General features: G+C 60.9%; 19 protein-coding genes, 1 tRNA gene and 1 other RNA gene. 7 read left to right on the top strand and 14 right to left on the bottom strand.

Translation table 11 applies throughout. The annotated features are described in order from the left end of the window. Nucleotides 1–147 precede the first annotated feature (147 nt). The 3 genes from CQ019_RS11575 to CQ019_RS11560 form a co-directional block, all read right to left on the bottom strand. On the bottom strand, nt 148–360 hold the full coding sequence (locus tag CQ019_RS11575) for a hypothetical protein (RefSeq protein ID WP_096285617.1): 213 nt from the start codon (nt 358–360) through the stop codon (nt 148–150). Between the two features lie 547 nt (nt 361–907). Next, complete coding sequence (locus CQ019_RS11565) at nt 908–1,591, bottom strand: multidrug efflux MFS transporter (RefSeq protein WP_146113362.1); 684 nt, start codon at nt 1,589–1,591, stop codon at nt 908–910. A 318-nt stretch (nt 1,592–1,909) separates the two neighbouring features. Then, a complete protein-coding gene (locus CQ019_RS11560) occupies nt 1,910–3,325 on the bottom strand; it encodes a CitMHS family transporter (RefSeq protein ID WP_374954791.1) in 1,416 nt (471 codons plus the stop codon). A 169-nt stretch (nt 3,326–3,494) separates the two neighbouring features. Here CQ019_RS11560 and CQ019_RS11555 point away from each other — a divergent pair, with 169 nt between their 5' ends. Beyond that, nucleotides 3,495–5,159, top strand: coding sequence for a sensor histidine kinase (locus tag CQ019_RS11555; RefSeq protein WP_105553504.1), 1,665 nt, complete (start codon nt 3,495–3,497; stop codon nt 5,157–5,159). A 14-nt stretch (nt 5,160–5,173) separates the two neighbouring features. Next, nucleotides 5,174–5,845: a response regulator gene (locus tag CQ019_RS11550; RefSeq protein WP_105553674.1), complete on the top strand. Its 672-nt coding sequence runs from the start codon at nt 5,174–5,176 to the stop codon at nt 5,843–5,845. Nucleotides 5,846–5,860: 15 nt separating this feature from the next. Here the strand turns inward: CQ019_RS11550 and CQ019_RS11545 are convergent, their stop codons facing one another. Then, nucleotides 5,861–6,214, bottom strand: coding sequence for a hypothetical protein (locus CQ019_RS11545; RefSeq protein ID WP_146112464.1), 354 nt, complete (start codon nt 6,212–6,214; stop codon nt 5,861–5,863). Nucleotides 6,215–6,426: 212 nt separating this feature from the next. Between CQ019_RS11545 and CQ019_RS18290 the strand changes: the two genes are divergently transcribed. Then, nucleotides 6,427–6,639, top strand: coding sequence for a hypothetical protein (locus CQ019_RS18290; RefSeq protein WP_146112463.1), 213 nt, complete (start codon nt 6,427–6,429; stop codon nt 6,637–6,639). Nucleotides 6,640–6,742: 103 nt separating this feature from the next. Here CQ019_RS18290 and CQ019_RS11540 read toward each other — a convergent pair whose 3' ends face one another. After that, entirely contained in the window at nt 6,743–7,498 is a 756-nt protein-coding gene (locus CQ019_RS11540) for a ferritin-like domain-containing protein (RefSeq protein WP_146113361.1), read from the bottom strand. Between the two features lie 126 nt (nt 7,499–7,624). On the opposite strand from CQ019_RS11540, the gene CQ019_RS11535 reads away from it, so the two are divergent. After that, complete coding sequence (locus CQ019_RS11535) at nt 7,625–9,232, top strand: alkaline phosphatase (protein WP_105553673.1); 1,608 nt, start codon at nt 7,625–7,627, stop codon at nt 9,230–9,232. 75 nt (nt 9,233–9,307) lie between these two features. On the opposite strand, the gene CQ019_RS11530 is transcribed toward CQ019_RS11535, so the two are convergent. The 9 genes from CQ019_RS11530 to CQ019_RS11490 all read right to left on the bottom strand — a co-directional run bounded on the left by CQ019_RS11530 (nt 9,308) and on the right by CQ019_RS11490 (nt 20,682). After that, nucleotides 9,308–10,594: an aspartate kinase gene (locus tag CQ019_RS11530; protein ID WP_096285600.1), complete on the bottom strand. Its 1,287-nt coding sequence runs from the start codon at nt 10,592–10,594 to the stop codon at nt 9,308–9,310. 172 nt (nt 10,595–10,766) lie between these two features. Continuing rightward, nucleotides 10,767–11,318, bottom strand: a complete 552-nt coding sequence (locus CQ019_RS11525) for a hypothetical protein (RefSeq protein WP_105569749.1) — start codon at nt 11,316–11,318, stop codon at nt 10,767–10,769. A gap of 148 nt (nt 11,319–11,466) precedes the next feature. Continuing rightward, the gene (locus CQ019_RS11520) at nt 11,467–11,937 is read right to left on the bottom strand and encodes a MarR family winged helix-turn-helix transcriptional regulator (protein WP_105719016.1); all 471 of its coding nucleotides are present in this window, start codon (nt 11,935–11,937) and stop codon (nt 11,467–11,469) included. Nucleotides 11,938–11,942: 5 nt separating this feature from the next. After that, nucleotides 11,943–13,550 carry a DHA2 family efflux MFS transporter permease subunit gene (locus CQ019_RS11515; protein ID WP_258133992.1) on the bottom strand — a complete coding sequence of 536 codons (1,608 nt, stop codon included), beginning with the start codon at nt 13,548–13,550 and terminating at the stop codon, nt 11,943–11,945. Between the two features lie 157 nt (nt 13,551–13,707). Continuing rightward, nucleotides 13,708–14,325, bottom strand: a complete 618-nt coding sequence (gene recR, locus CQ019_RS11510) for a recombination mediator RecR (RefSeq protein WP_096285593.1) — start codon at nt 14,323–14,325, stop codon at nt 13,708–13,710. 115 nt (nt 14,326–14,440) lie between these two features. Next, the gene (locus CQ019_RS11505; protein WP_105569747.1) at nt 14,441–18,016 is read right to left on the bottom strand and encodes a DNA polymerase III subunit gamma and tau; all 3,576 of its coding nucleotides are present in this window, start codon (nt 18,014–18,016) and stop codon (nt 14,441–14,443) included. A gap of 9 nt (nt 18,017–18,025) precedes the next feature. Continuing rightward, complete coding sequence (gluQRS, locus tag CQ019_RS11500) at nt 18,026–18,946, bottom strand: tRNA glutamyl-Q(34) synthetase GluQRS (RefSeq protein ID WP_105569746.1); 921 nt, start codon at nt 18,944–18,946, stop codon at nt 18,026–18,028. 27 nt (nt 18,947–18,973) lie between these two features. Then, nucleotides 18,974–19,070, bottom strand: an RNA gene (gene ffs, locus CQ019_RS11495) — signal recognition particle sRNA small type. A gap of 88 nt (nt 19,071–19,158) precedes the next feature. Next, the gene (locus CQ019_RS11490) at nt 19,159–20,682 is read right to left on the bottom strand and encodes an HNH endonuclease signature motif containing protein (RefSeq protein ID WP_105569745.1); all 1,524 of its coding nucleotides are present in this window, start codon (nt 20,680–20,682) and stop codon (nt 19,159–19,161) included. 187 nt (nt 20,683–20,869) lie between these two features. Here CQ019_RS11490 and CQ019_RS11485 point away from each other — a divergent pair. The 3 genes from CQ019_RS11485 (at nt 20,870) to CQ019_RS11475 (ending at nt 22,297) form a co-directional block, all read left to right on the top strand. Then, a tRNA-Ser gene (locus tag CQ019_RS11485) sits at nt 20,870–20,957 on the top strand. Between the two features lie 124 nt (nt 20,958–21,081). Further along, the gene (locus CQ019_RS11480; RefSeq protein ID WP_105569744.1) at nt 21,082–21,453 is read left to right on the top strand and encodes a VOC family protein; all 372 of its coding nucleotides are present in this window, start codon (nt 21,082–21,084) and stop codon (nt 21,451–21,453) included. A gap of 76 nt (nt 21,454–21,529) precedes the next feature. After that, nucleotides 21,530–22,297 (top strand): response regulator transcription factor, encoded by a 768-nt coding sequence (locus tag CQ019_RS11475; RefSeq protein WP_181148440.1) that lies wholly within the window; start codon nt 21,530–21,532, stop codon nt 22,295–22,297. Nucleotides 22,298–22,528: the final 231 nt, after the last annotated feature.

Here is a 22,528-nt window from a genome sequence, read left to right as displayed (position 1 = left end):
GTTGATTTCTAGTTATTCCCCGAATTTGGTAGCGAGCGTTTGGTATTTGTCTCTGAACTGTTGTTCAGTTCCTTCATGTTGGGCGGTGAGCATCATGCGATTGTTTCCTGTCACGAAGTGGCAGGTCATGATGTTGTCGTAGGTGTCCTATGGTTCGCATACTTTTCCGAGGCGTTCTGCGAAATATTCTTTATCCGCTGACAAATCTACGTCGGTATTTTTGAGCAACGCGATACGGATGACACCGCCGGTAATCGTCATTGAGAGATCGCGGTTATTGCATTCGCCTTCGGCGGAGGGAAGCTGATGCTTTGCTTCTAAGTAGTGAAAGAATCCGAAATATTCTGTCTCTGTAGACATTTCTTCCTGCGCAGGGGTTCCCGTACAGAAGCAACTGGCTTCTGCCTCTTATTGGGTGACGAACTCGTAGCCGTCGATGGTCTTTGGAGCTTTCGAGTTGAGTTGTGTTCCTGTTTCAACGAGGGGGCTTATGCAACCGGCGAGCAGTAGAGCTGAGGCGAGGGATGCGGCTGCGACTGGTTTTCGCATGGAGATGTTCCTAGGTGTTTTGTTCAGAGGTGGGCGTTCCAATCCTGTTCAGCTCCGCTTGTGTCCAGCCCTTCTTCAGCGCAACCGTGAGAGTTCGCTCGACGTCCACCGCCTGATCTCCCACATCGCAACTATAGACTGATCGGCTTGTTAGACGGCTCAAGGCAAAGTCATAGGCAGATCCTAAAACAGCGAATTCTGTCATTTTCCTCGTCCAACCGACAATGGCCTGCCAGCTGGTCTTCGTCGCGCAATGGGCACGCGACAACAGCTGGCCTTGTAGTTGTGCGCGGCGCGGCCAGCTGGTGCTACTGCTAGGTCGAGGGATTGATCCCGACGTACTCGTGGATAGTCGACGTTACGGTTGTTTGTTGGGTGTGGAACCGGTTAGTGGGGCCGGTTGGCGGCGCTTTCCGAGGAAGAAGGTGCCTTTGACGGCCAACATCGCAATGACACCGGCCGTGGTGAACGCCGTTTGTCCTACGGCGACGGTTTGCGAAACGGTCAGGGCTCCGGTCTGTGCTGCGTTTGCTCCGATCGTGTACATGGCAACGAGGACCGCGCCGCCGGCGGCACCGGCGAGTAGCTGCGCGGTAGTGAATGCAGCGCTCCCGTACGGGTAGAGCTCGGGGCGCAGGGACGATAGGGCCAAGGTGGTTATCGGTGCCCACATCATCGCCTGGGATGCAGAGAGGACAAGATAGGCGGCGAGGTACAACCAGCCGCTGTTGCTCTCATCGAGTGTGCTGAGGAACCAGATGCTCGCCGCCCAGATAATTCCGACGGGGACGACCAATGGCCGTGGGCCGAAATGGTCGTAGATCCGGCAGCCCGCTGCGGAGACCAGCGCGATCAGGACGCCTCCCGGGACAAGGAAGAGTCCGGTAGTCAATGTGCCCATTCTCAACGCCTTGGTAGGTGCGAGGGGGAGGGCCAAGCCGATGCCAAGCACGGATAGAACGAGCGAGAATACGTCGTGAGTCGTGTGTTCCGGTGTCGTGATGTTCTTGCGCTTGACGGCTCCCAGTATGAGAGCGATCACGGCGATGGGCAGGACGAGGATGACCGGATGAACACACGGGATTTGTAGCGGTCTTCCCAAGCGTTGATTGGTTCAAGGTTGGGTGAACCGATAAACCACAACTACAGTTCGTCCAATGTCCGGTTGGCTCAAGAACATCTCCACGTATTTTCCCGAGAGGAAGGACAGGGAGGCCCAAGAACATGGACTCGGCTCTAGAACCGAAAGTGTGCGGCTCGGATTCCCTCCCGCTCCTTAAACACCAAGTTCCGCGGTACTCGGTAAAAATACCGAGTCTCGCGGAGCTTGGCTGACGACGGACCAATAGGTCCTGGGGGTTTAGCCCATGTGGATTGCGCCGAAGAGCACGCCCGAAGCGAGCATGACCAGGCTGACCACTGCCGCACGCCACAGCACCTTCTTGTGGTGATCGCCCAGATCCACACGAGAGAGCGAGACCAGCAAGAGGATTGCCGGGACGAGCGGAGATTGCATGTGCACCGGCTGTCCGGTGATGGAGGCGCGAGCCATATCCACCGCGGGAACGCCGAAGTGCGCGCCGGCCTCGGTGAGGACCGGAAGAATGCCGAAGTAGAAGGCGTCGTTGCTCATCAGGAAGGTGGCCGGAATCGAAATCAAGCCGGTGATGACCGCCATGTACTGGCCCAGGGAGTCCGGGATGATGTTGACCAGCCAGAGGCTCATCGCGTCGACCATGCCGGTTCCAGAGAGCACGCCGGTAAGCACCGCCGCGCCGAGCACCATGGAGACCACCGCGATGATTTCGCTGGAGTGCGCGGCGATCATCTTCACCTGGTCGCTGACCTTCGGGAAGTTGGCCACCAGCGCGATGGCGGTGCCGACCATGAACAGGTAGGCCAGCGGCAGCACGTCGACGATGAGCAGCACCATGATGGCCACGGTGAGCGCCAGGTTGAAGTAGAACATCTTCGGGCGCAGGGTCTCGCGGTCCGGATCGAGCACGGTGCCGTCCATGGTCGCGGCCTCCGAACCATCCCCCTTGCGGGCTACGGATTCAAGGACTGCCACCGAGGAGCCCGAAGGCGAGGTTCCGTCCTTGGGCTTGCCGCCGCCCAGGTTTCCGCCGCCGAATCCGGTGCCCCACAGCTCGGGGCGATCCTTCTGCAGCCGGCGGCGCTCGGAGAGCCCAAGCTGCCAGGCGAAGATGGCAATCACGATCAGTGCGACGCCCAGCGATGGGAGCATCGGCACGAAGATGTCTGCCGCGTCCACGCCCAAGGCTGCCGCGGCGCGAGCGGTTGGACCGCCCCAGGGCACGATGTTCAGCGTGCCGTTGGTCAGGCCGGCCACACAGGTCAAGACGACCGGGCTCATGCCCAGTCGCTGGTAGATGGGCAGCAGGGCGGCGGTGACCACGATGAAGGTGGTGGAGCCGTCGCCATCCAGCGAGATGATGGCGGTCAGCAGCGCGGTGCCGATGACGACCTTCGCCGGGTCGTTGCCCACGAGTTTCTGGATTCCCGAAACCAGCCGGTCGAACAGGCCCACGTCGATCATGATGCCGAAGTACATGATGGCGAACATGAGCAGGGCGGCGGTGCCCGACATCGACTTGATCGCGTCCATGATCATGTCGCCGAGGCCAAAGCCGGCGCCGGTGAACAGGCCGAAGATGGTGGGAACGAGGATGAGCGCCAAGAGCGGCGTCATTTTTTTGGTCATGATCAGCGCCATGAAGGTGATGATCATGAGGAATCCGAGAGCAACTAGCATTGCGCGGACCTCCTGAAGTGTGTGGCAAGTGATGATGCCAGCAGGGGTGCGGGCACTTATCCAAGTTACGTGGCGGCGCTCACGTATCCGGGGTTGTTCGTTTTCTGATCCCTTTAGGTTTTTGCAATCTTTTTGCTCATTAAAATCACGGACGGTTTATGCTGGACAGATGCCGCATTCCACAGCCACCTTGCACTTTGCCTCGCGCATCATGCGTCCGCAGTTCGTGGTGCTCGGCGTACTTTTCGCGCTGGTGACTACCGCGACCCTGCTGGTGAGCTACAACAGGGTCTTCGACCAGGGCGAAGACACCTCTCTGGGGATTGCGCGTTCGGTCGCCGCCTTGCCGGAGGTGGTGCGCGAGGTGACGGACTACGCGCAGCGCGATGAGCTGGACCTCGAAGAGCTGCGCAGCGGAAAGCTGCAAGAACTGGCTGAGGCCGTGCGCGAAGGAAGCCAGGCGACCTTTGTGGTGATCACCGAGGACCGCGGCCTGCGACTGAGCCACCCGAACCCGGACGAGCTGGGAAAGCTGGTCTCCACCGACCCGGTGGCGTTAAGCGGAGTGGAAGACATTGCCCGCGAGCATGGCACTCTCGGGGAATCGGTGCGCGCCAAGGTGCCCATCCGGTCCGTCGACGGACGGGTTATCGGCGAGGTGTCGGTGGGTGTGGCCACCGAGTCGCTGACCGGTGCACTGGTTGCCTCCTTCGGCTGGATCGTGCTGTTCGCGGTGCTTGCCGCGCTGCTGGCGACGCTGGCCGGACGCTTCACCGTGCGCACGCTCAAGCGCCAGACCCTGGGGTTGGAGCCGGCGGAAATCGCTCAACTGGTGCGTGATCAGCAGGCGGTGCTGTACGGGGTGAGCGAGGGCGTGATCGGACTTGGGCCGGACGGCACGGTGACCGTGCGCAATAAGGCCGCACGCCAATTGCTCGGACTGCCGCACCGCACCGAGCTGGCGGACATCATCGGCCGGCACTATGAGTCGGCCGATCTCGACCCGCGTTTGGTGAAGGCAATCAAAGACCATGAGCCGGCTCCCATCAGGCTGGAAGCCAACTCGAATGCGATCGTCGCCCGCGTCTCGGATGTGGTGCGTGACGGGGTGGATCTTGGCCAGGTTGTCTTGCTCCACGACGTCAGCACCGTCGAAGCACTCGGCACCAAACTGGATGCCGTGCAGGATATGGCCGACGCGCTGCGCGCCCAGCGCCACGAGTTCGCCAACCGGATGCACGCGGTCCTCGGACTGATTACCTTGGGCAAAACCGATCAGGCCGAGGAGTACCTGCGCGAAGTGATGGACGCCGGCCCGGTGATTGCACCGGTCGGCGGCCTGGAACTGGTCAAAGACGCTTACCTTTCCGCATTCCTTTCGGCCAAGGGGGTGCGCGCCCACGAGCTGGGCATCGAACTGCGGGTCTCGCCGCAATCCATGCTCTTCGAACAGATCGCCTCGGCCAGCGACGCCCAGGACGTCACCGCGGTGCTGGGGAACCTGTTGGACAACGCCTTCACCGCGAGCCTGTGCGGAAGCAAGGATCCGTGGGTTGAGGTGGATCTGCTCTCCGAGGGGAGCACCTTGCACCTTGCGGTCGCCGATTCGGGGCCGGGGATCAGCACCGAGGAAGATATCTTCGCCCCGGGGGTGAGCACCGGGTCCTCGCTCGGTGAGGGGCACGGCTCCGGCGTGGGGCTGCCGCTGATTCGCCGGTTGGCCCGTTCGCGCAGCGGTGATGTGTGGATTGCCGACGCCGGCGGGGAACAGGGCGGGGCCGTGATCGCGGCCCGGCTTCCAGCGGTACTGAGTGAACCGAAGAACTTCTCATGAATAAGGGAGCGAAAATGACACAGAATGCCGTGGGGGACTACCGGGTATTGATCGTTGACGATGACTTTCGCGTCGGGCAATTGCACGCCGACATGGTCAATGAGATCCCCGGGTTCCAAGCCCTGGAACCGGTGCAAGACCCCCGCACCGTGCCCAAGCTTGTCGCGTCACTGCAACCAGATCTGCTGCTGTTGGACCTCTACCTGCCGCATGTCAGCGGCATCGAACTGCTGCGTGAAATCGAAATCGACTCGATCATGATTTCTGCCGCCACCGAACCGGCCAATGTTGCGGCGGCTCTTCAAGCAGGCGCCCTGGCTTTCATCATCAAGCCCTTCGGAGCCAAGACGCTCGCGGCAAAACTCAAGGGGTGGGCTCGGTACCGCCGGCAGCTGGCGGCCGCTACCGACCTTGACCAGCAAGGCGTGGATCGGTTGTACCGGACCCTGCAAGGGATCGAAGATGCGCCAGCTGCCGCTAATGCTGCACCTACCGAGCAGGCGGTCATGGCGTGCGTCAAAGCATCCAGCGAACCGCTGAGCGTGGCCGAGGTCGCCGAAGCCGTGGGCGTCGCACGGGCGACTGCCCAACGCTACCTCGCGTCGTTGGTCGCCAGCGAGATGCTCGACCTGCAGTTGGGTTATGGGACCAGGGGACGTCCCGAGCACCGCTACCTGGCGAGGTAATCGCGGACGAAACTATTACGAGCGCTGGATGAATTCTCGGTTCCTCACCCAAAAAGCAAACCAGATGACAGCCGGGATAGCGGCTAAGAGCGCCACGATTCCAAACGGAATTGTTATCGGCGCCGTCAATGCGAAGGCCGTTGCGAGCATGGACAACGTACCAGCCGCAATTCCTAGCATTGCCGAGTTCGGGGCAGCTTTACCAGCATTCGCAACGGCCGTAATTCCGGTGATGGTGGCCCCGAATGCGGCGAGCAAAGAAACCACGAACAGTCCGTGAGCGCCGGTGAATATAGATCCCACGCTAAAGCACGCTGCCACGAAGACCTTGAGACCCATTGGCATCCCCAACGGTTCGTTTGAATGCATCGTAGCTACCTCCAGCCAGGTTTTGTCCAGCAATCTTAAGAGAACTGCGCGTTCAAATCTCAGCATATCTATTTCTGTTAGGTCAAGACAGCGCATATCGGATGAATTATCGAGTTCAATCCTCAACCTTAAGTAGGACAGTCCAGCGTTGGACTCGTCCCTGGCTCAAGTTTCTTGTTGCAAGCGGCCACATTGGGGTAGCGTCTCTTTCTATGGAACATCCAGACGGGCGCGGGAACACTCTACTGAGCAAATATTCGACCGGATTCTTCATCGCCATATTCGTATCGATGTCCCTCGCTTGGAACCAGCGAATTCCTGACCCGTGGGGCTTGTACCTGATTCTCCTCTCCGTAGGAGGCCACACCGTCACCCTCGTATGCCTGGCGGTCGAGAAATCTCGCGTGGAATCACGAGAGACCTGAACTGCGCGCAAGCTGTTGGCAAGGTTGAGGCGAAACTAGTGGAGCGGGGCCAGAAACCTTCGCCTTTGTGATACGTCCGCTTGGACGAGATATGCAGCAAAAGTCATGCAATGTTCGTTGGCGGCAGGGGACCCAGGGCGGTGGGAGCTGTTCCGGAAAATACCTGCCGAGCCACCTCATTGAATCTGCGCATGGCTCGGAACCAATAATGCGCGGGATTCAGGCTGCATGCCCGTAGGGCCTGAGCGTGGTCGAAGCAGACAACAACTGCCGCGCCTGCCGCCACCACCGACCAGATTCCACGTACGACATGTTTCAGCGGCTTGGGCGTAAACTCAAACCCCTGACGCAGACGGTCGATCTGGAAACGAAGGTGGTTTCGTTCGTCTGAGGCGATTCTTCTTCCCAGCCCGCGCAGTGTCGCATCCGGTGCATGGCTTGCTAGGGCCTCGAAATATCCCATGGCGACGCTTTCAGCAATGAGGAACAGCCCGAGCTCGGTACGCAACCCCAACATTCGCCGCAGCAGGGTGAAGGCCTTATCCGACCAGTGCGATTCCAAGCGTGGGGCATCCAGGTAATCCAGCGCTTGTCCGAACAACCGAGAATGCTGCTGTTCTTCGCGCACCAGGAGCTCAAGTGCTCGTACGTAGGTCGAGTCGCCGGCCCGCTCCGCCAAACCTAGCAAGTGCCTGCCTTCGCCGCTTTCGCCAAGCTCAAGACGCTGGAAAGAGCGGATGAATCCGCGTCGTGCATTCTCCGTTAGCGCCGGAACACCGCTCCAGTTCAGGTGCGCGTTCATCGTGTCATGCAGCCTCGAGTTTGCTTCAAAATATGCCAACCATGATGTGAATTGCATAGCTCCACGGTAGCCGTGGGATGGGTCAGCACGAGCCGTTGAAACATTAAACATCAGTACCGTGTTTCGTGAGCTGTTCACGCAGCTGACACCATGCGGCTAACTCGCCGCGAAATACTGGTGATCATGACACAAATTTCACGGCGCAATCTGCTCACTGGCGCCTTGGGCGCCGGTGCTCTGACGCTTATTTCCCCGGCCGGTTCGGCACTGGCCGCAAATAGTCCGCGCCTGGTCCGTTCGCGGCTAGGCCTCACCAATGGCTTCTCGATGGGAGATGTCTCCACCAACAACGCGGTGCTTTGGGCACGCGCCACCGGTGAAGGCCGGCTACGGGCGCAACTGCGTGCCATCGACGAGGCGGGAGCGATTATTCGCGGCCGCGGATCATTCGAACGAACCCTGCGCGGTGCGCAGGCGAACTCCAACACCGACTTCACCGCCAAGATTTCCGCATCCAACCTGCCGGCGGGCACCCGATTCGCGGTGACCATCGGTTTCGAGGACGAGAACGGGACCCTGGGAGAAACCAACACCGGTTCCTTCCTCACCGCGCCTTCGCTCACCGGCCGCCGGAACCACAGCGCATCGATGGCGCAAAGCTTCGTCTGGTCTGGCGATACGGCAGGCCAAGGCTGGGGCATCAACGAGGAAATCGGCGGCATGCGGGCCTACGCGGCCATGCACGCGACCAAGCCTGACTTTTTCGTGCACAGCGGCGACACCATCTACGCCGATGGCCCGATCGCCGCCGAAGTTATGGAGCCAGATGGCCAAATCTGGCGCAACCTGGTCACCGAGGAGGTCTCGAAGGTCGCCGAAACCCTGGCGGAATTCCGTGGCCGGCACCGCTATAACCACATGGATGCAAATGTGCGCGCGATGTACTCCGAGGTTCCGGTCATCGCGCAGTGGGATGACCATGAGACCCACAACAACTGGTGGGCCGGGGAGACAATCGAAGACGAGCGATACACCGTGCGGGATGTCAATACCCTCGCTGCCCGCGGTCGCCGCGCCTGGCAGGAATACCAGCCCATCGCCGATCCGCGTGCCATGCGCGGGGGCACCGGGTTTGAGCCTGCCCGGATCTACCGCAAGATCTCCCGCGGACCGGCCTTGGACCTCTTCGCCCTGGACATGCGCAGCCACAAGTCGGAGAATACCGCCGGACTGGAAGCCGAAGAGACCACGACCCTCGGCGAGGAACAGCTGAACTGGCTCGTTGAGGGCCTGCAGAAGTCGAAGGCCACCTGGAAGGTGATCCTCAACGACCTGCCGCTGGGCGTCATCGTTCCGGACGGCAAGGCCCAGGAATCGATCGCCAACGCCGAGCACGGCGAACCGCTGGGCCGCGAGCTGGAGCTCGCCAGGCTGCTCAAAGCGATCAAGGACCGCGGCGTGAAAAACGTGGTCTTCTTGACCGCGGACGTGCACTATTGCGCGGCCCACCACTATTCCCCGGAGCGCGCCGCCTTCGGCGACTTCAACGAGTTCTGGGAATTTGTGGCCGGTCCGGTCAATGCAGGATCCTTCGGTCCGAACAAGATGGACGGGACCTTCGGACCCAAGGTGGAATTCGCGCTCGCCGGAACCACCAACCAGTCGCCGCGCGACGGCAAGGGCCAGTTCTTCGGCCATGTCGACCTCGACGAGTCCGAGCGATTCACCGTTTCGCTGCGCAATGGCCTCGGCGAGACCGTCTACGCCAAGACCTTGGAACCGGCGCGCTAATCCGCCACCGTAACTGCTGCATTAAAAAGCGGCGGCGCAGATCCTCAAGATCTGCGCCGCCGCTTTCGCTGGTATTTAGCGTCCGGTGCCGCCGTACACGGTGGCCTCCACGTCGGTGTCCAGATCGAAAGCGGTATGGATGGCGCGGACCGCGTCATTGAGCTTGTCCGCGTCGGTTACCACCGAAATGCGGATCTCCGAGGTGGAGATCATGTCCACGTTGACCCCGGCCTGGTGCAGCGCCTCGAAGAAGGTGAAGGAAACTCCTGGGTTCGAGCGCATGCCCGCACCGATGAGCGAGAGCTTGCCGACCTCGTCGTTGTGCTCGATATCCTCGAAGCCGATTTCGCCGCGGGAGGTTTCCAGCGCCGCGAGAACCCGTTTGGTCTCGGTCATCGGCAGGGTGAATGAGATATCGGTGGAGCCGGTACCGCGAGTCGAGATGTTCTGCACGATCATGTCGATATTGGCCTGCGCGGCCGCGATAACCCCGAAAATCTGTGCTGCCTTGCCCGGGATGTCAGGCACGCCAATGATAGTGACCTTGGCTTCCGAATGGTCGTGGGCAACACCGGAGATGATTGGCTGTTCCAAGGGTTCTCCCTCTTGAATCTTGATCTTGTCGTTGGGGTCCGGGAGCACCCAGGTGCCCTCGTTGGTGCTGAATGAGGAGCGCACGTGCAGCGGCACGCCGAAACGGCGGGCGTACTCCACGCAGCGCAGGTGCAGGATTTTGGAGCCGCTGGCCGCCATCTCCAGCATTTCCTCGCTGGAAATCTCGTCGATCTTCTTCGCGGCACCGACCACGCGAGGATCGGCGGTGTAGATGCCGTCAACGTCGGTGTAGATCTCGCAGACATCGGCGCCGAGGGCGGCCGCAAGGGCCACCGCGGTGGTGTCCGAGCCGCCGCGGCCCATGGTGGTGATGTTCTTCGATTCCTTGCTCATGCCTTGGAAGCCGGCGACGATCGCGATGAAGCCGCGGTCGATGGCGCGGCGGATACGCTGCGGAGAAACCTCCATAATGCGTGCCATGCCGTGGGTCGAGTCGGTGATCAGCCCCGCCTGCGATCCGGTGAAGGACACCGCGCTCTCGCCGAACTGGTCGATGGCCATGGCCAGCAGCGACATGGAGATGCGTTCACCGGCCGAAAGGAGCATGTCCATTTCGCGAGCGGGGGCGTCCTCGGTGAGCTGGGCCGCGAGGTCGAGCAGTTCGTCGGTGGAGTCGCCCATTGCGGAAACGACCACAACGACTTCATGGCCCTGCGCCTTGGTATCAATAATTCGGCGCGCGACGCGTTTGATGCCTTCGGCATCGGATACGGACGAACCGCCAAATTTTTGAACTATCAGGCCCATGGGCGCACACTCCAACTGATGAAAGTTGTTGATGCGCATCGTGCTGCCAGCACAGATGCGACATATCTACCGTAGATAATTGTGTCAGTACCGCGGGTGCATCACCTAGTTGTGAAGGTAACCATTGGTCATATTGCCTAGCCTTTGGTGTTTCGATGCCTGGAAATGCGGGTCATTTGCGCGCTGTGGCTAAGATTTGTCGCCAAAATGACTTCCAGCCATCCAATACCTGAGGGTTGGAGAGCCGTGAATGCTCAGCGCTTACGCTTGCCTTGTCGCCTTTGAGCGAGATGTTCACGCTCACCCGGCTTCCGTCGCTGAATTCGGCCTTCCAATACCGCCATCGATCCGAACCGCTGACGGAGGCTTCCCCCACCAGCTGCGCGCCGTTGAAGTCGGTTCGCACGCCGACGGCTTCCACCCAGCGAGCCAGGGCGCCGTCCAGATCGGCGGCCATGGTGGCCGAGACGGAGCCCTTGAAGGTGCCGTCGCTGGACTGGCCCGGGACCCGGCGGCCGATGTGCTGCTCGTAGGCGATGGCCACGGACTGGGCCCACCAGCCGGGATTGGAAAGTTTGGCGGGCATCATCTCGTAGGCCAGCGAGGCGAGCGGTTTATGCGCCAGCTCGCTGGCTCCGCCCGCTTCGAGCCGGCTGACCCATTGGTCCCACCCGGTGCCGGTGGCCTTGGCGATTGCCTCGATATTGCTGCCCTTGATTGCCATGAAACGAGTGTAGCCACTGCAGCCAAGGACTAACCAGCCCGCATGTAGCCTGGCGGCCAAGGTCGCTGCCGGGTCATCAGCCGATCCGGGCGCGCAAATGGCGTGGATCCGCAGCCTTCACCGAAGGCCGCGGCTCCACGCCAATGGTTCACAGTTCGCGCAAATCCGTGTTGAGCCTGCCGAGCAAGCCAACCAGATGATCCAAGTCGTCGTCGGACCACTGCGTAATGCGTTCGCGCAAGCCCTCGCGCCAGGACTGCAGCCATCCGCGCCAGCGTTCCTTGGCCAGCTCGGTGGGCAGCAGGTTGGAGACCCGGCGGTCGGCTTCATCGACCTGCCTGCTGACCAGTCCGAGCTCTTCGAGGCGCGTGACCAGGCGGGAAAGTGTGGCCTTGTCCGTCATGAGGTGCTCGCAAATTTCGGACTGCGTGATGCTCTGGCATTTGAGGATCATTCCCAGCACCGGCACCGCCGCGGGCGGCAGTCTTTCATCGAGCCGGGCGGCAAGGGTGCGACGCGACTTGGCGGTCACCGAGATCAAGGTGAACAGTTCTTGCTCGGCGGCGTCGAATAGCACCCCGCGCCGGGTCTCCGGCTGCGCTTCATCCAAGGTATCCACGATGGCTAGGCGACGGTATCCGCGGTGGGAGAAGCGTCGGATTCCTCGGCCAGCCGCTCGGTATTGGTCTTGGTGTTCAAGTGCTGGTTAGGCAGCAGGATCACGGCGACGACGGTGATCAGCGCGAGCGGCGCGGCCAAGGCGAACAAGCCTGCCACTCCATCGCCGTAGATCGATTCGAGAATTATCCGCACCGGTTCGGGCAGCGTGGAGATCGTCGGCAGGGAACCGGAGTTCAGCGCCGCACCGACCTCGGCGGCCTTGTCGCCCAGCGAGGCGATGGCGTTGGTCAGCTCGCCCTGGCGCTCGGCGATCATATTCGGAATGGTGACCGCGAGCATTGCGCCCAGCCCGGCGGTGCCTGCGGTGCCGCCCAAGGTGCGGAAGAAGGTGACCGCTGAGGAAGCGACGCCGAGGATCTTTGGATCCACCGAGTTCTGCACCACCAGCACCATATTCTGCATGACCAGGCCTACGCCCGCGCCGAGGATGAACATGTAGAGGCCCACCAGCCAGAAGGCGGTGTCGTAGTGGATGGTGCCCAGCAGGTACAGGCCGATAACCTGCAGTACGGCACCGGTGACCACAAAGGCCTTCCATTTGCCGTAACGCGAGATCAGCGCGCCGGCGATGGTGGAGACGACCAGGAGGCCGGCCATCATCGGGAAGGTCATCAGACCGGCCTGGGTGGCGGTGGCACCACGGGCCATGATCATGTACTGGCTGAGGAACACCGAGGTGCCGAACATCGAGATGCCCACCACGAGCGAGGCGATCACCGCGAAGGTGAAGGTGCGGTTCTTGAACAGCTGCAGGGAGATCAGCGGGTCTGCAACCTTGAACTCGACGAGCACGAAGACTGCCAGCAGGATGATCGAGCCGATCACCATGAGGTAGCTGGTGGCCGAGTTCCATTCGAACTGGCTGCCGCCCATGGAAAGCCAGATCAGCAGCATTGCCACGCCCGAGGCGAGCAGCATGATGCCTAGGTAGTCGATCTGGACCTTGCGCTTGGCGATGGCTGGTAGGTTCAGCGTGCGCTGGATCAAGATGATTGCCACGACGGCGAAAGGCAGCGCGACGAAGAAGTTCCAGCGCCAGTTGATGGTGTCGGTGACGAAGCCGCCGATCAGCGGCCCGCCGACGGTACCCAGCGCCATAACGGCCCCGAACAGGCCCATGTACTTGCCGCGTTCGCGCGGCGAGAGGATATCTGCCATCACGATCTGGCTCAGCGCGCCCATGCCGCCGCCTGCCAGGCCCTGGATCACGCGCATGGAGATCAAGAATTCGGTGTTCTGCGCGAAGCCGGCGGCCGCGGAGGCAAGCACGAACATGGCCAGGGCAATCTGCAATAGCAGTTTGCGGTTGCCCAGGTCGGCGAGCTTTCCCCAGATCGGGGTGGAAATTGTGGTGGCAAGCAGGGTGGCGGTAACCACCCAGGTGAACGCCGTCTGGCTGCCGTTCAGGTCAGAGACGATTACCGGGAGGGAGCTGGACACTACCGTGCCTGCAAGGATTGAAACGAACATGCCCATAAGCAGACCGGTCAGCGACTGCATGATCTGCCGGTGGCTCATCTTGGGTTTTTCGACCGGTGCTACTGCGGTCATGCGGACTCCAAAGGACTCAAAGATAAAGTTGACTGATATCAACTATATGCCGATAGTTGACCATTATCAACCAATGTGGTTGAGTCCACAGACAAGAAGGCCCGGACCATCTGGTGATGGACCGGGCAGCATGAAATATGCTCGTGTGGCAGGGAACCTAGGCCCGTGAAGTGCTCGGTGCGATGGTGTTGCGTCGCCCTTCGAAGGCGCGGGCCAAGGTGACCTCGTCGGCGTACTCCAGGTCGCCGCCCACGGGCAGGCCAGAAGCCAGACGGGTGATCTTGATGCCCAGCGGGCTGAGCTGACGCACCAGATAGATTGCGGTGGCCTCGCCCTCCAGGTTCGGGTCGGTGGCGAGGATCAGCTCGGTGATCGAGCTGTCACCCAGGCGGGTGACCAGCTCACGAATGTGCAGCTGTTCCGGGCCGATCCCGGCGATCGGATTAATCGAGCCACCCAGCACGTGGTATTTGCCATTGAAGGCGCGGGTGCGCTCGATGGCGAGCACGTCCTTGGACTCCTCGACGATGCAGATCTGGCTGGTGTCGCGGCGCTCGTCGCGGCAGATCCCGCAGGTGTCCTGCTCGGAAATGTTGAAGCAGATCTCACAGAAGCGGACCTTCTCCTTGGCCTGCTGGATGGACGCGGCGAGGCGCGTCATATCCTCGGCGTCGGCATCGAGAATGTGAAAAGCGATGCGTTGCGCCGATTTAGGACCGATGCCGGGTAGCCGACCGAGCTCGTCGATCAGTTCCTGAACAGCACCTTCGTACACCTAATGCCCACTTTCCTGACAGCTCAAACGTCCATTGATCTTGCGGTGCCATAATTGGCCTGCGGTGGTATCCCACCGTCCTATACCCTAGTGTCTCACCTAGACAGTTTGGCAGTTAGAGCCCGCGCTTAATTTCCACGACATTTCCGTTAACGTCACGCTGCTCGATGACCATGCCGCCGAGCAGCCGCTCTACCGCGGGGACGCCGATGAGTGCCGAATCCTCGACCTCGATGTCGTCTTCGCTGGGCGTGAACTCCTCCGGCTCTGGTGCCGGGGACGGAGGCTGGGCGCGATCCGGCGTGCCCCAGTTGCTGGCGGAACTTTCCACCGGCACTGCCGGAGCGCTGTCCTTGGCCTGGCTCATCAGCTGCTGGTAGCGGCTGAGCCGCTGTCCGGCGGTCGGCGCCGGGGCCTCGGCAATTGGCTGCTCGGCCGGTTCGCCGGGTGCGCCCCATGCGGGAGCGGACTCGGTGGCAGGCTGCACGGAAGGCTTCGGCGGTGCCACCCGAACAGGCTCGGGGGCAACCGGCGCCGGCGTTGGTGCCTCCGGCTCCGGCTCGCGGATCGCCTTGGACTCGAAGGTATCGGTGGTGCTGCCCGGATGCAACGGTGTGGAAGAAACCGGACGCGAGATTACCGGGGCTCCCACCTCTGCCTGGCGTGCGCTGAGCCCGGCGGTCAGCCGGGGACGCGGGGCCACCGGGGGGCCGTCAAAGGAGCGCGGAGCGGTACCTCGCGGCGCTGGAGCCACGGGTTCCAGCACGGCCGCAGCGAGTTCGGATGATGCGCTAGCTTCCTGCGGCTTTGCTGGTTGCGGGCTTGCCGCTGAGCCCGTCGCCGGAACGGTGGGAGCCTGCGGCGCTGGGCTGCCAGACGTGCCGTACCCGTCGTCGGGGTACGGGGGCTCGTCCATATACGGCTCGTCCAGCGGAGGCGGCACATCGTCGTAACTGCTGACGTACCCCGAATCACCTGATGGCGATGGCTTGCTGGCCGGAGCCGGAGCCGGAGCGCCGGCTGGTTGCGGGCGCGACGGAGCGTTGGGCGCTACCCCAGCGATCGGAGCCTGTACGTTGGTGGCTGCTGCTGGGGAGGACGCCGGTGTTGGCCGGCGTTCACCTTTTGGGGAACCACCACCGGCGGGTGCCGATCCGCCCTCGGCAAGTACGACTTCGATCTGTTGGCCTGCCACCTGGCACAGGATGCCTACCAATATCTGCATCATGTCCGGACGATTGCGCAGATTAACAATCGGACCGGTATTGCTGAACGCGATCGTCAGCGTGCGGCCATCGAAACCGGCGACCGAACCATAGTTGGCGACCATGGAATGGAGCACCCTGGAGCTTGACTGCAGCTGCTCCAAGACCGCCGGCCAGGCCTGCTGGAACTGCTGAACCGATGCCCCGGCAGCATTCGACTGCTGTGCTGGCGGCGTGGATTGCTGGACCGGTTGCTGTGGCGCCTGCTGCTGGGCAGTTCGAGCGGCTTGTGCGCGTTGCTGCGCTTCGGCTTGCTCGCGTGCCGCCTTCTCCTGGGCAGCACGCTGTGCTGCAGCTTCCCGTTCTGCAGCGGCGCGTTGCTCGGCCTGCTCGCGTGCGAGCTTTTCTTGCTCGGCCCGTTCCGCTGCGGCACGTTGTTCGGCCTGCTCGCGAGCTGCCTGTTCCTCGGCGCGGCGGCGTGCCTCGTGGGCTGCCTGTTCCTGTGCCTGGTTCTGCGCCTGCTGCTGAGGCTGCGCTTGGCCTTGAGCTTGTTGATCTTGCTGCGGCTGTTGCTGCTGCATCTGGCGAGGGTCAACCTGCTGCGGGGCTTGCTGAGGACGATTTTCAGCCGCACGGCGAGTGAACTCGGCCATCGCCGCATTTTGCTTCACGTCATCGATGGAAACACCAGTACCGAAGGACAAGTCTTCCCCTGCGGCCGGATCTGGAACCAGGCTGAACGGCGCGACGCCTTCCGGACGAGCTTCGGGAACGCTCGGACCCGGCTGCACCGGAGTGGTGACCGGATTCAAGTCTTCCTTCGGGCCCCAGGTGGCTCCCCAATCGGCCGCTTCGCCGGTGTTGAGTGAACGGGCGGCGTCCGGATCCAGCGGAGCGTTAATATCTGGCTCTTCTTGCGTCACCGGCGGCTGCTGTTCGCGAGGCTGACCTGGCTGTTGCTGCGCCTGCGAAGGCTGTTGAGCTCGTGCTTCCTGGTGCTGCTGTTCGCGTGGCGCGGGTTCTTGCTCCCGCGGCTGGACGTTCTGTTGCTCGCTAGGGGCAACTTTCTGTTCCTGCTGCGCCTGAGCTGGCGCGGTCGGCTGCGTCTGGGGCTGGGAGGCGCTGGGCTGCTGCGCCGGCGTTACGGGAGTGCCGGCGGAGGACTGTTCCTGGGCTGCCGGCTCGACGCCGCCATTGCGCAACTTCGCGGCGGCAAGGGCCTCGCGTACCGCGGCCGCTCCTTGGCGGGCCGCCGCGGGGGAGGGGGCAACGCCCGATGACTGCGTTGGCATTTCGCCTTCCGGGAGCTCTGGAAGCGCGCCGCCGGTCATCGCATGACGTTCCAAGCGATCGAGGCGTGCGGCGAAAGAGCTCGCCGAGTTTTCCGCTCCAGGCAGCATCAAACGCGCCGCCAACAGTTCCAAGTGCAATCGCGGAGAGGTCGCGCCGGTCATCTCGGTCAGCGCCTGGTTGGTCACATCGGCCCAACGGCTCAGTTCACCGGCGCCGACCAGCGAGGCCTGCATGTGCAGCGACTCCAGTTGATCGGCTGGGGTGCCTCGCAGAATTTTCTCCAGGCCTTCAGGCATCGCCTTGGCGATGATCAGATCGCGCATGCGTTCCAACAGATCTTCAACGAAACGTCGCGGATCCAAGCCGGTTTGAATGATGCGGTCGATGGCGCCAAAGAGCGAAGCGCCGTTGGCCTCGTGCAGGGAGAGGATGACCTCATCGAGCAGCGTGGAATGGGTATAGCCGAGCAAGGCAATGGCGGTCTCATAGTCCACGCCTCCTTCACGGGCACCAGCCATCAACTGGTCTAGCACCGAGAGGGTGTCGCGCACCGAACCGCCGCCGGCGCGAATCACCAGCGGAAGCACGCTGTCGGCGACCACTACGTTTTCGCGTTCGCAGAGCGTCTTGAGGTATGCCAGCAGTGCCTCGGGCGGCACCAAGCGGAACGGATAGTGGTGGGTGCGCGAACGGATGGTGCCGATGACCTTGTCCGGTTCGGTCGTCGCAAAAATGAACTTGATATGTGGTGGTGGCTCTTCGACGATCTTCAACAGGGCGTTGAAGCCCGCCGAGGTGACCATGTGGGCCTCGTCGATGATGAAAATCTTGTAGCGGTCGCGGGTAGGCGCGAAGGTCGCACGTTCACGCAGATCACGGGCGTCTTCGACACCACCGTGGCTGGCGGCGTCGATCTCGATGACATCCAAGGAACCGGGGCCGCCGTTTGCCAGCTCGACACAACTGGGGCAGGTGCCGCACGGGGTAGGAGTCGGCCCCTGCGCGCAGTTCAGGCAACGCGCCAGAATGCGTGCGCTGGTCGTTTTGCCGCAACCGCGCGGACCGGAAAACAGGTACGCGTGATTGACCCGGTTCTTTTCCAACGCAGTCATCAACGGGGTCGTGACATGTTCCTGCCCGATGACCTCGGCGAAAGTGTCTGGACGGTATCTGCGATAAAGCGCTGTACTCACACCGGTACCCTATCGGTTGTGCGATGCCGGAGGCATCAACTGGTCAACAATAAATTCTGGTTCTACGACCCAAGGCTCGCGAGGCAAAGCTGAAGGGTTGAAGGAGTCCAAAGCTGCCTGCAAAGACGTGCCGGGCAAGCCCAATGACTCTAACAAGTAGGCGCGGATCTGTGCGCCATTTAGTCCTTTTTCGGAAAGGTCTTCGAGCGTAACCGCACCATCGCGTTTAGCCAGACGTTGGCCTTGAACGTTTAATGCCAACGGGACGTGGGCGTACGTAGGAATAGGCAATCCGAGCAGCTGCGCTAGGTATGCCTGGCGTGGGGCGGAGGACAGCAAATCGTCACCGCGAACAACCTGGTCAATGCCGGAGGCGCCATCATCAACGACCACTGCAAGGTTATAAGCGGGGGAGCCGTCATTGCGCAGCAACACAAAATCATCCACCACGCCGGTGTAAGGCCCGAAAAGCTCATCGTGAATGGTGAACTGGTCAACCGTGGAACGAAGGCGCAGAGCAGCCGGCCGTTGTCGGGCTCTTTCTCCACGTTCTTCGGCAGTGAGATTTCGGCACGTGCCGGGGTATGCGCCGGGTGCCGCGTGCGGCGCGCTGGCAGCCTCTGAAATGTCTTTGCGCGTGCAAAAACACTCGAAGACCAAGCCGTTTTCGCGAAGAGCTTGGATTGCTTCGAGATAAATGGGGAGGCGATCGCTTTGGCGGACCACGGGAGCATCGAACTCCAAGCCGATGGAAGCCAACTCCGAAAGCTGTTGCTCCTCGGCGCCGGAGCGCACTCGGTCAAGGTCTTCGATGCGCAGAAGGCATTGCCGATCGGTGGACCGGGCAAAAAGCCAAGCAAGAATTGCGGTGCGCAGATTGCCCAGGTGGAGTTGCCCGGTCGGGCTTGGGGCGAAACGACCAACGCCCACGCGAACTCCATTCGGCTTGCTAGAAAAATCAAAGACCCCTCATGCACCTGCCAGAGCCCATCTACCCTTGCTACCTTCCGGTCCTGGGGGAGTTCAACAGGATGACACCACACGAGGGGTCACAGAAGATACTACCCGAAAGTTGGGGGTGGATGAAAATCGGTAGCCGTGCGCTTGCTCTCAATCCAACCCCTGAAAGGAAGGAGGCTATGTCACCCGGCTTTCGAATCCGGCGGGTCAAACCAACCTAGAATCCGGCGAACTCGAGCAGGCAATTCCGAGGCGGGGAGCATCGGGGTTTGGCTCCGTTCAAAGTCGAAGTTCTGCACGCTGGTGACGCTACCCGGTAGCTCAACCTGCAAGATTCCGTTCGGCGAACGCCAATTGACCGAACCGTCGGCCATGTATGTGGCCTGCCAACCTAAGGCGTGCTTATACATTTGGTGCCGCTTGCACAGTAGCTGCGAGTTGTCGCGGTTCGTATGCCCGCCTTTGGCCCAGTCATCGACATGGTCGATTTCACTGGAATCCGGAAGTCTGTTGCAACCAGGGAACCTGCAGTGGTTATCCCGTAATCGCAGGAGGTCCTTGAGGGCTTTCGTTGGGCGGTACTTCTTTCGCCCGACGTCGATGACGGCACCGGACCAAGGGTCGGTGAGCACCGTCATCAGCGAAGGAGCATCCTTTGCCAGTCGCAAGGCTGCACCTAGGGCGATTGGCCCGTAGCCTTCCAGATCGGCCAACGTTCGAGTCGGATCTGCGAGCATTTGCAAGGCGGGGATGGTCAAGGCCACCCGCGCTTTGAGCGGAGTGCCGTTTCCGGCCGGCCAGCCATCGAGCAAAGCCTCCCGGAAAATATCGGCGCGGCGTTGTTGCTCGTTGCGCAGATCATCAGGGTCATCATGTTTCGTGGCGTGCCAGTTGATGGTGTTGATGATTGCCAAGGCATCCTCGGCTGGAAGTCGAATTTGAAGCACGGCCATGCCGTCGGCCTCCGGCCACCAGATCACCGAACGAGATTCACGCCCTTTTTCATGTCTCGTCTCCGCAGGTTCTGGCAAGAAACGTTCACGCATTTTGCGAGCACGATCCTTCACCGTGCGATCCGAGCCGGTGCGAGCGATCGGCAAGAGTACTTCTTGCATCTGTTGCACGTTCTCGGGCTCAAGGTCCTGCGCCTGGTGAACGATCTCCGTGGCGCTCTTGGTGGTGATGGCGCCCTTTCCTAGCTCGTTCAAGGTATCGGGGCAGAGGTGACGAAGCCCCTCGGCGTTGAATAATTTGCCTTGGACTATGCGTTCGCTTTGCCGCAGTGCACCAGATGCCTCGGAAATGAATGACGAACGAACCAAAGGTTCCGCTTCGGGATCAATTCCGAAATGCACTGCAGACTGCGTTTGCAAAGTGTCTTCGACTAAAGGGTCCTGAGTGCCGGACAAGGCGGCTTGCTTGCTAGTCAGCTCGTAGGTATCGGCCAGTAACGCAGCTTCTGCCGCATCCAACATACTGCGTATCCGACCAAGGGTTTCCAGTTGCTTGAGCCCAGTGGCTGGTTCGATTGCTCTGCCCTGCTCATGAAGGCTCTTGATAGTTGCTGCTAGCTTCGCGAAGATCGTTTCTTGCTCAACGTGGGCAGCCCACACGCCGTCGGTACCTGGATCGGTTCTGGTGCCCGGCGGACTGATATGCAGCCGATGAGGATCATCGCCGCTATGAAATACCTCTCGTTTGTTCATGTTTTAAGTATCCAGTGCCGCGGATAGGGTCTTCGGCGGACGAGCGCCAGATGTGGATAAACTAGATAATCCCCGAAATTTCGCCAATTTTTTGCTGAAAATACGTGTAGTTGAACCCACAAGGCTCTCGATTCGTGATTGTGGAGATATTTAGATATGCTGGTACCTGCTCCACGGAGCAAACTGAGGAGGATTCGCCTAGCGGCCTATGGCGCACGCCTGGAACGCGTGTTGGGTTAACGCCCTCAGGGGTTCAAATCCCCTATCCTCCGCCAAAGGAAACCCCCGAGAAATCGGGGGTTTTCGCATTTAAGTCCGGGCTTGGGAGTAGCATCCCGACGCGCAAGGTAATCGAGGGGACAGCGAATCGCTTTTCCTCCATCATGTGGGAGATTGAAAATGGGTTGCAGGTTCGCAGAACTGGCCATTGACTGCAAGAATCCGGTACTGATTGCCCGTTTTTGGGGCGAGGTCTTCGATTATTCGGTGCTCAGCGAAGAAGCCGGCTTGGTGACGATAGGTCCTGCCGAGGCAACTAAGGACTCGCAAGGCCCGGTCTTGACCTTCGCTCAGGTGCCGGAGGAGAAAACGATCAAGAACCGCGTGCATCTCGATGTGCGCCCGGTCGACTGCACGCAAGACGAAGAGGTCGAGCGGCTCTTGAGTCTCGGTGCGAAATATGCGGAAGTCGAATCCAGTGATTTCCCATGGATCGTCTTGCTTGACCCGGAAGGCAATGAATTCTGCGTTTTGTCGGAGCAGGAGGCCTAGGCAGGCGCGAAGAACGCCCCCATCCGGTAGCATGGATCTTCACGCAGTGCGTGATTTATGTCACCAAATGGGGGTTGTGACTAGCTTGGCAGGGGACGTCCGTAAAGCCGTAGTTATCGAGCACGAGTTTGAGGTTCGAGCGGTGCTGTCGCGCCTGCTAAGACAGGTTGGATTTGTCGTGCACGAGACCTCCTCTGGAGAAATTGGAGTAGAGCTAGCCGAACGAATCAACCCTCAGGTGATAGTGGTTGGGTCCGGACTTCGGGACATCGACGGCCATGAGACCCTGCGCCGGCTCTCAAATCGCGTTAGTGCCCACTTGCTTGCGGTGCTTGAATCCGATGAAGAATTCGATGTCGTGCACTCCTTTGACGCGGGGGCCGATGGCGTGATGTCCAAGCCGCTGCGAGAGCGGGAATTCAGGGCACGAATCGATTCCTTCGTGCGCCGCCAGGCCAGCACCAGTAGGTTGCTGGCCTTAGGCGAGAGCCAGAGGGGTCGAATACTTAGCCATCGAAATCTAACGCTGAACGTCGTGACGTGGCAGGTAATGATCGATGCAGAATCGGTGGAGCTGACCGCCACCGAATTTTCCTTGCTGCGCGCGTTGCTGCTGCATCCAGGGCATGTGCGGAGCAAGAAGGAACTGGCCCGAATGCTGAATGACGAGGATGGGGCAGGTGCGGTGGACCTATACGTGTCACCCGCCGCCGTGCGAAGCATTGAAGTGCATATCGCAAATCTGCGACGAAAACTGGGCGATTCGGCGCGAACGGAGCTGTGGATCGAGACGGTGCGCGGGGTCGGATACCGGATGGTCGGCGAGCAAAACTCGCGTTCCTAGCCGCAGCGAAACATTGAGCGAATCTTGAGCATCCGATAATCAACCCTTGAGGATTATCGAGCAGAATAATCACCATGGCCCTGAGCCATAGGGGTGCTGTGCTGAATGAGGTTAGATCTTGGGGGATTAACTGGCTGCCGCGCAAGGCGGCAATCATTACTGGTACCCATTTGAGTGCGTGAAGGCTTCGAAATGGTAGCGCAATACCAAGTCGAAGCCTTCACGCATTGT

The sequence above is a fragment of the Arthrobacter sp. MYb229 genome, assembly GCF_002975405.1.
Lineage (GTDB): Bacteria > Actinomycetota > Actinomycetes > Actinomycetales > Micrococcaceae > Glutamicibacter.
This window is presented reverse-complemented; position numbering and strand designations above follow the sequence as displayed.

Excerpts from the sequence above, each read along its gene's own strand:
- CQ019_RS11575 (WP_096285617.1), bottom strand. The coding sequence starts at position 360 with ATGTCTACAGAGACAGAATATTTCGGATTCTTTCACTACTTAGAAGCA.
- CQ019_RS11560 (WP_374954791.1), bottom strand. The coding sequence starts at position 3,325 with ATGCTAGTTGCTCTCGGATTCCTCATGATCATCACCTTCATGGCGCTG.
- CQ019_RS11555 (WP_105553504.1), top strand. The coding sequence starts at position 3,495 with ATGCCGCATTCCACAGCCACCTTGCACTTTGCCTCGCGCATCATGCGT.
- CQ019_RS11550 (WP_105553674.1), top strand. The coding sequence starts at position 5,174 with ATGACACAGAATGCCGTGGGGGACTACCGGGTATTGATCGTTGACGAT.
- CQ019_RS11545 (WP_146112464.1), bottom strand. The coding sequence starts at position 6,214 with ATGCATTCAAACGAACCGTTGGGGATGCCAATGGGTCTCAAGGTCTTC.
- CQ019_RS18290 (WP_146112463.1), top strand. The coding sequence starts at position 6,427 with ATGGAACATCCAGACGGGCGCGGGAACACTCTACTGAGCAAATATTCG.
- CQ019_RS11540 (WP_146113361.1), bottom strand. The coding sequence starts at position 7,498 with ATGCAATTCACATCATGGTTGGCATATTTTGAAGCAAACTCGAGGCTG.
- CQ019_RS11535 (WP_105553673.1), top strand. The coding sequence starts at position 7,625 with ATGACACAAATTTCACGGCGCAATCTGCTCACTGGCGCCTTGGGCGCC.
- CQ019_RS11530 (WP_096285600.1), bottom strand. The coding sequence starts at position 10,594 with ATGGGCCTGATAGTTCAAAAATTTGGCGGTTCGTCCGTATCCGATGCC.
- CQ019_RS11525 (WP_105569749.1), bottom strand. The coding sequence starts at position 11,318 with ATGGCAATCAAGGGCAGCAATATCGAGGCAATCGCCAAGGCCACCGGC.
- CQ019_RS11515 (WP_258133992.1), bottom strand. The coding sequence starts at position 13,550 with ATGACCGCAGTAGCACCGGTCGAAAAACCCAAGATGAGCCACCGGCAG.
- CQ019_RS11490 (WP_105569745.1), bottom strand. The coding sequence starts at position 20,682 with ATGAACAAACGAGAGGTATTTCATAGCGGCGATGATCCTCATCGGCTG.
- CQ019_RS11480 (WP_105569744.1), top strand. The coding sequence starts at position 21,082 with ATGGGTTGCAGGTTCGCAGAACTGGCCATTGACTGCAAGAATCCGGTA.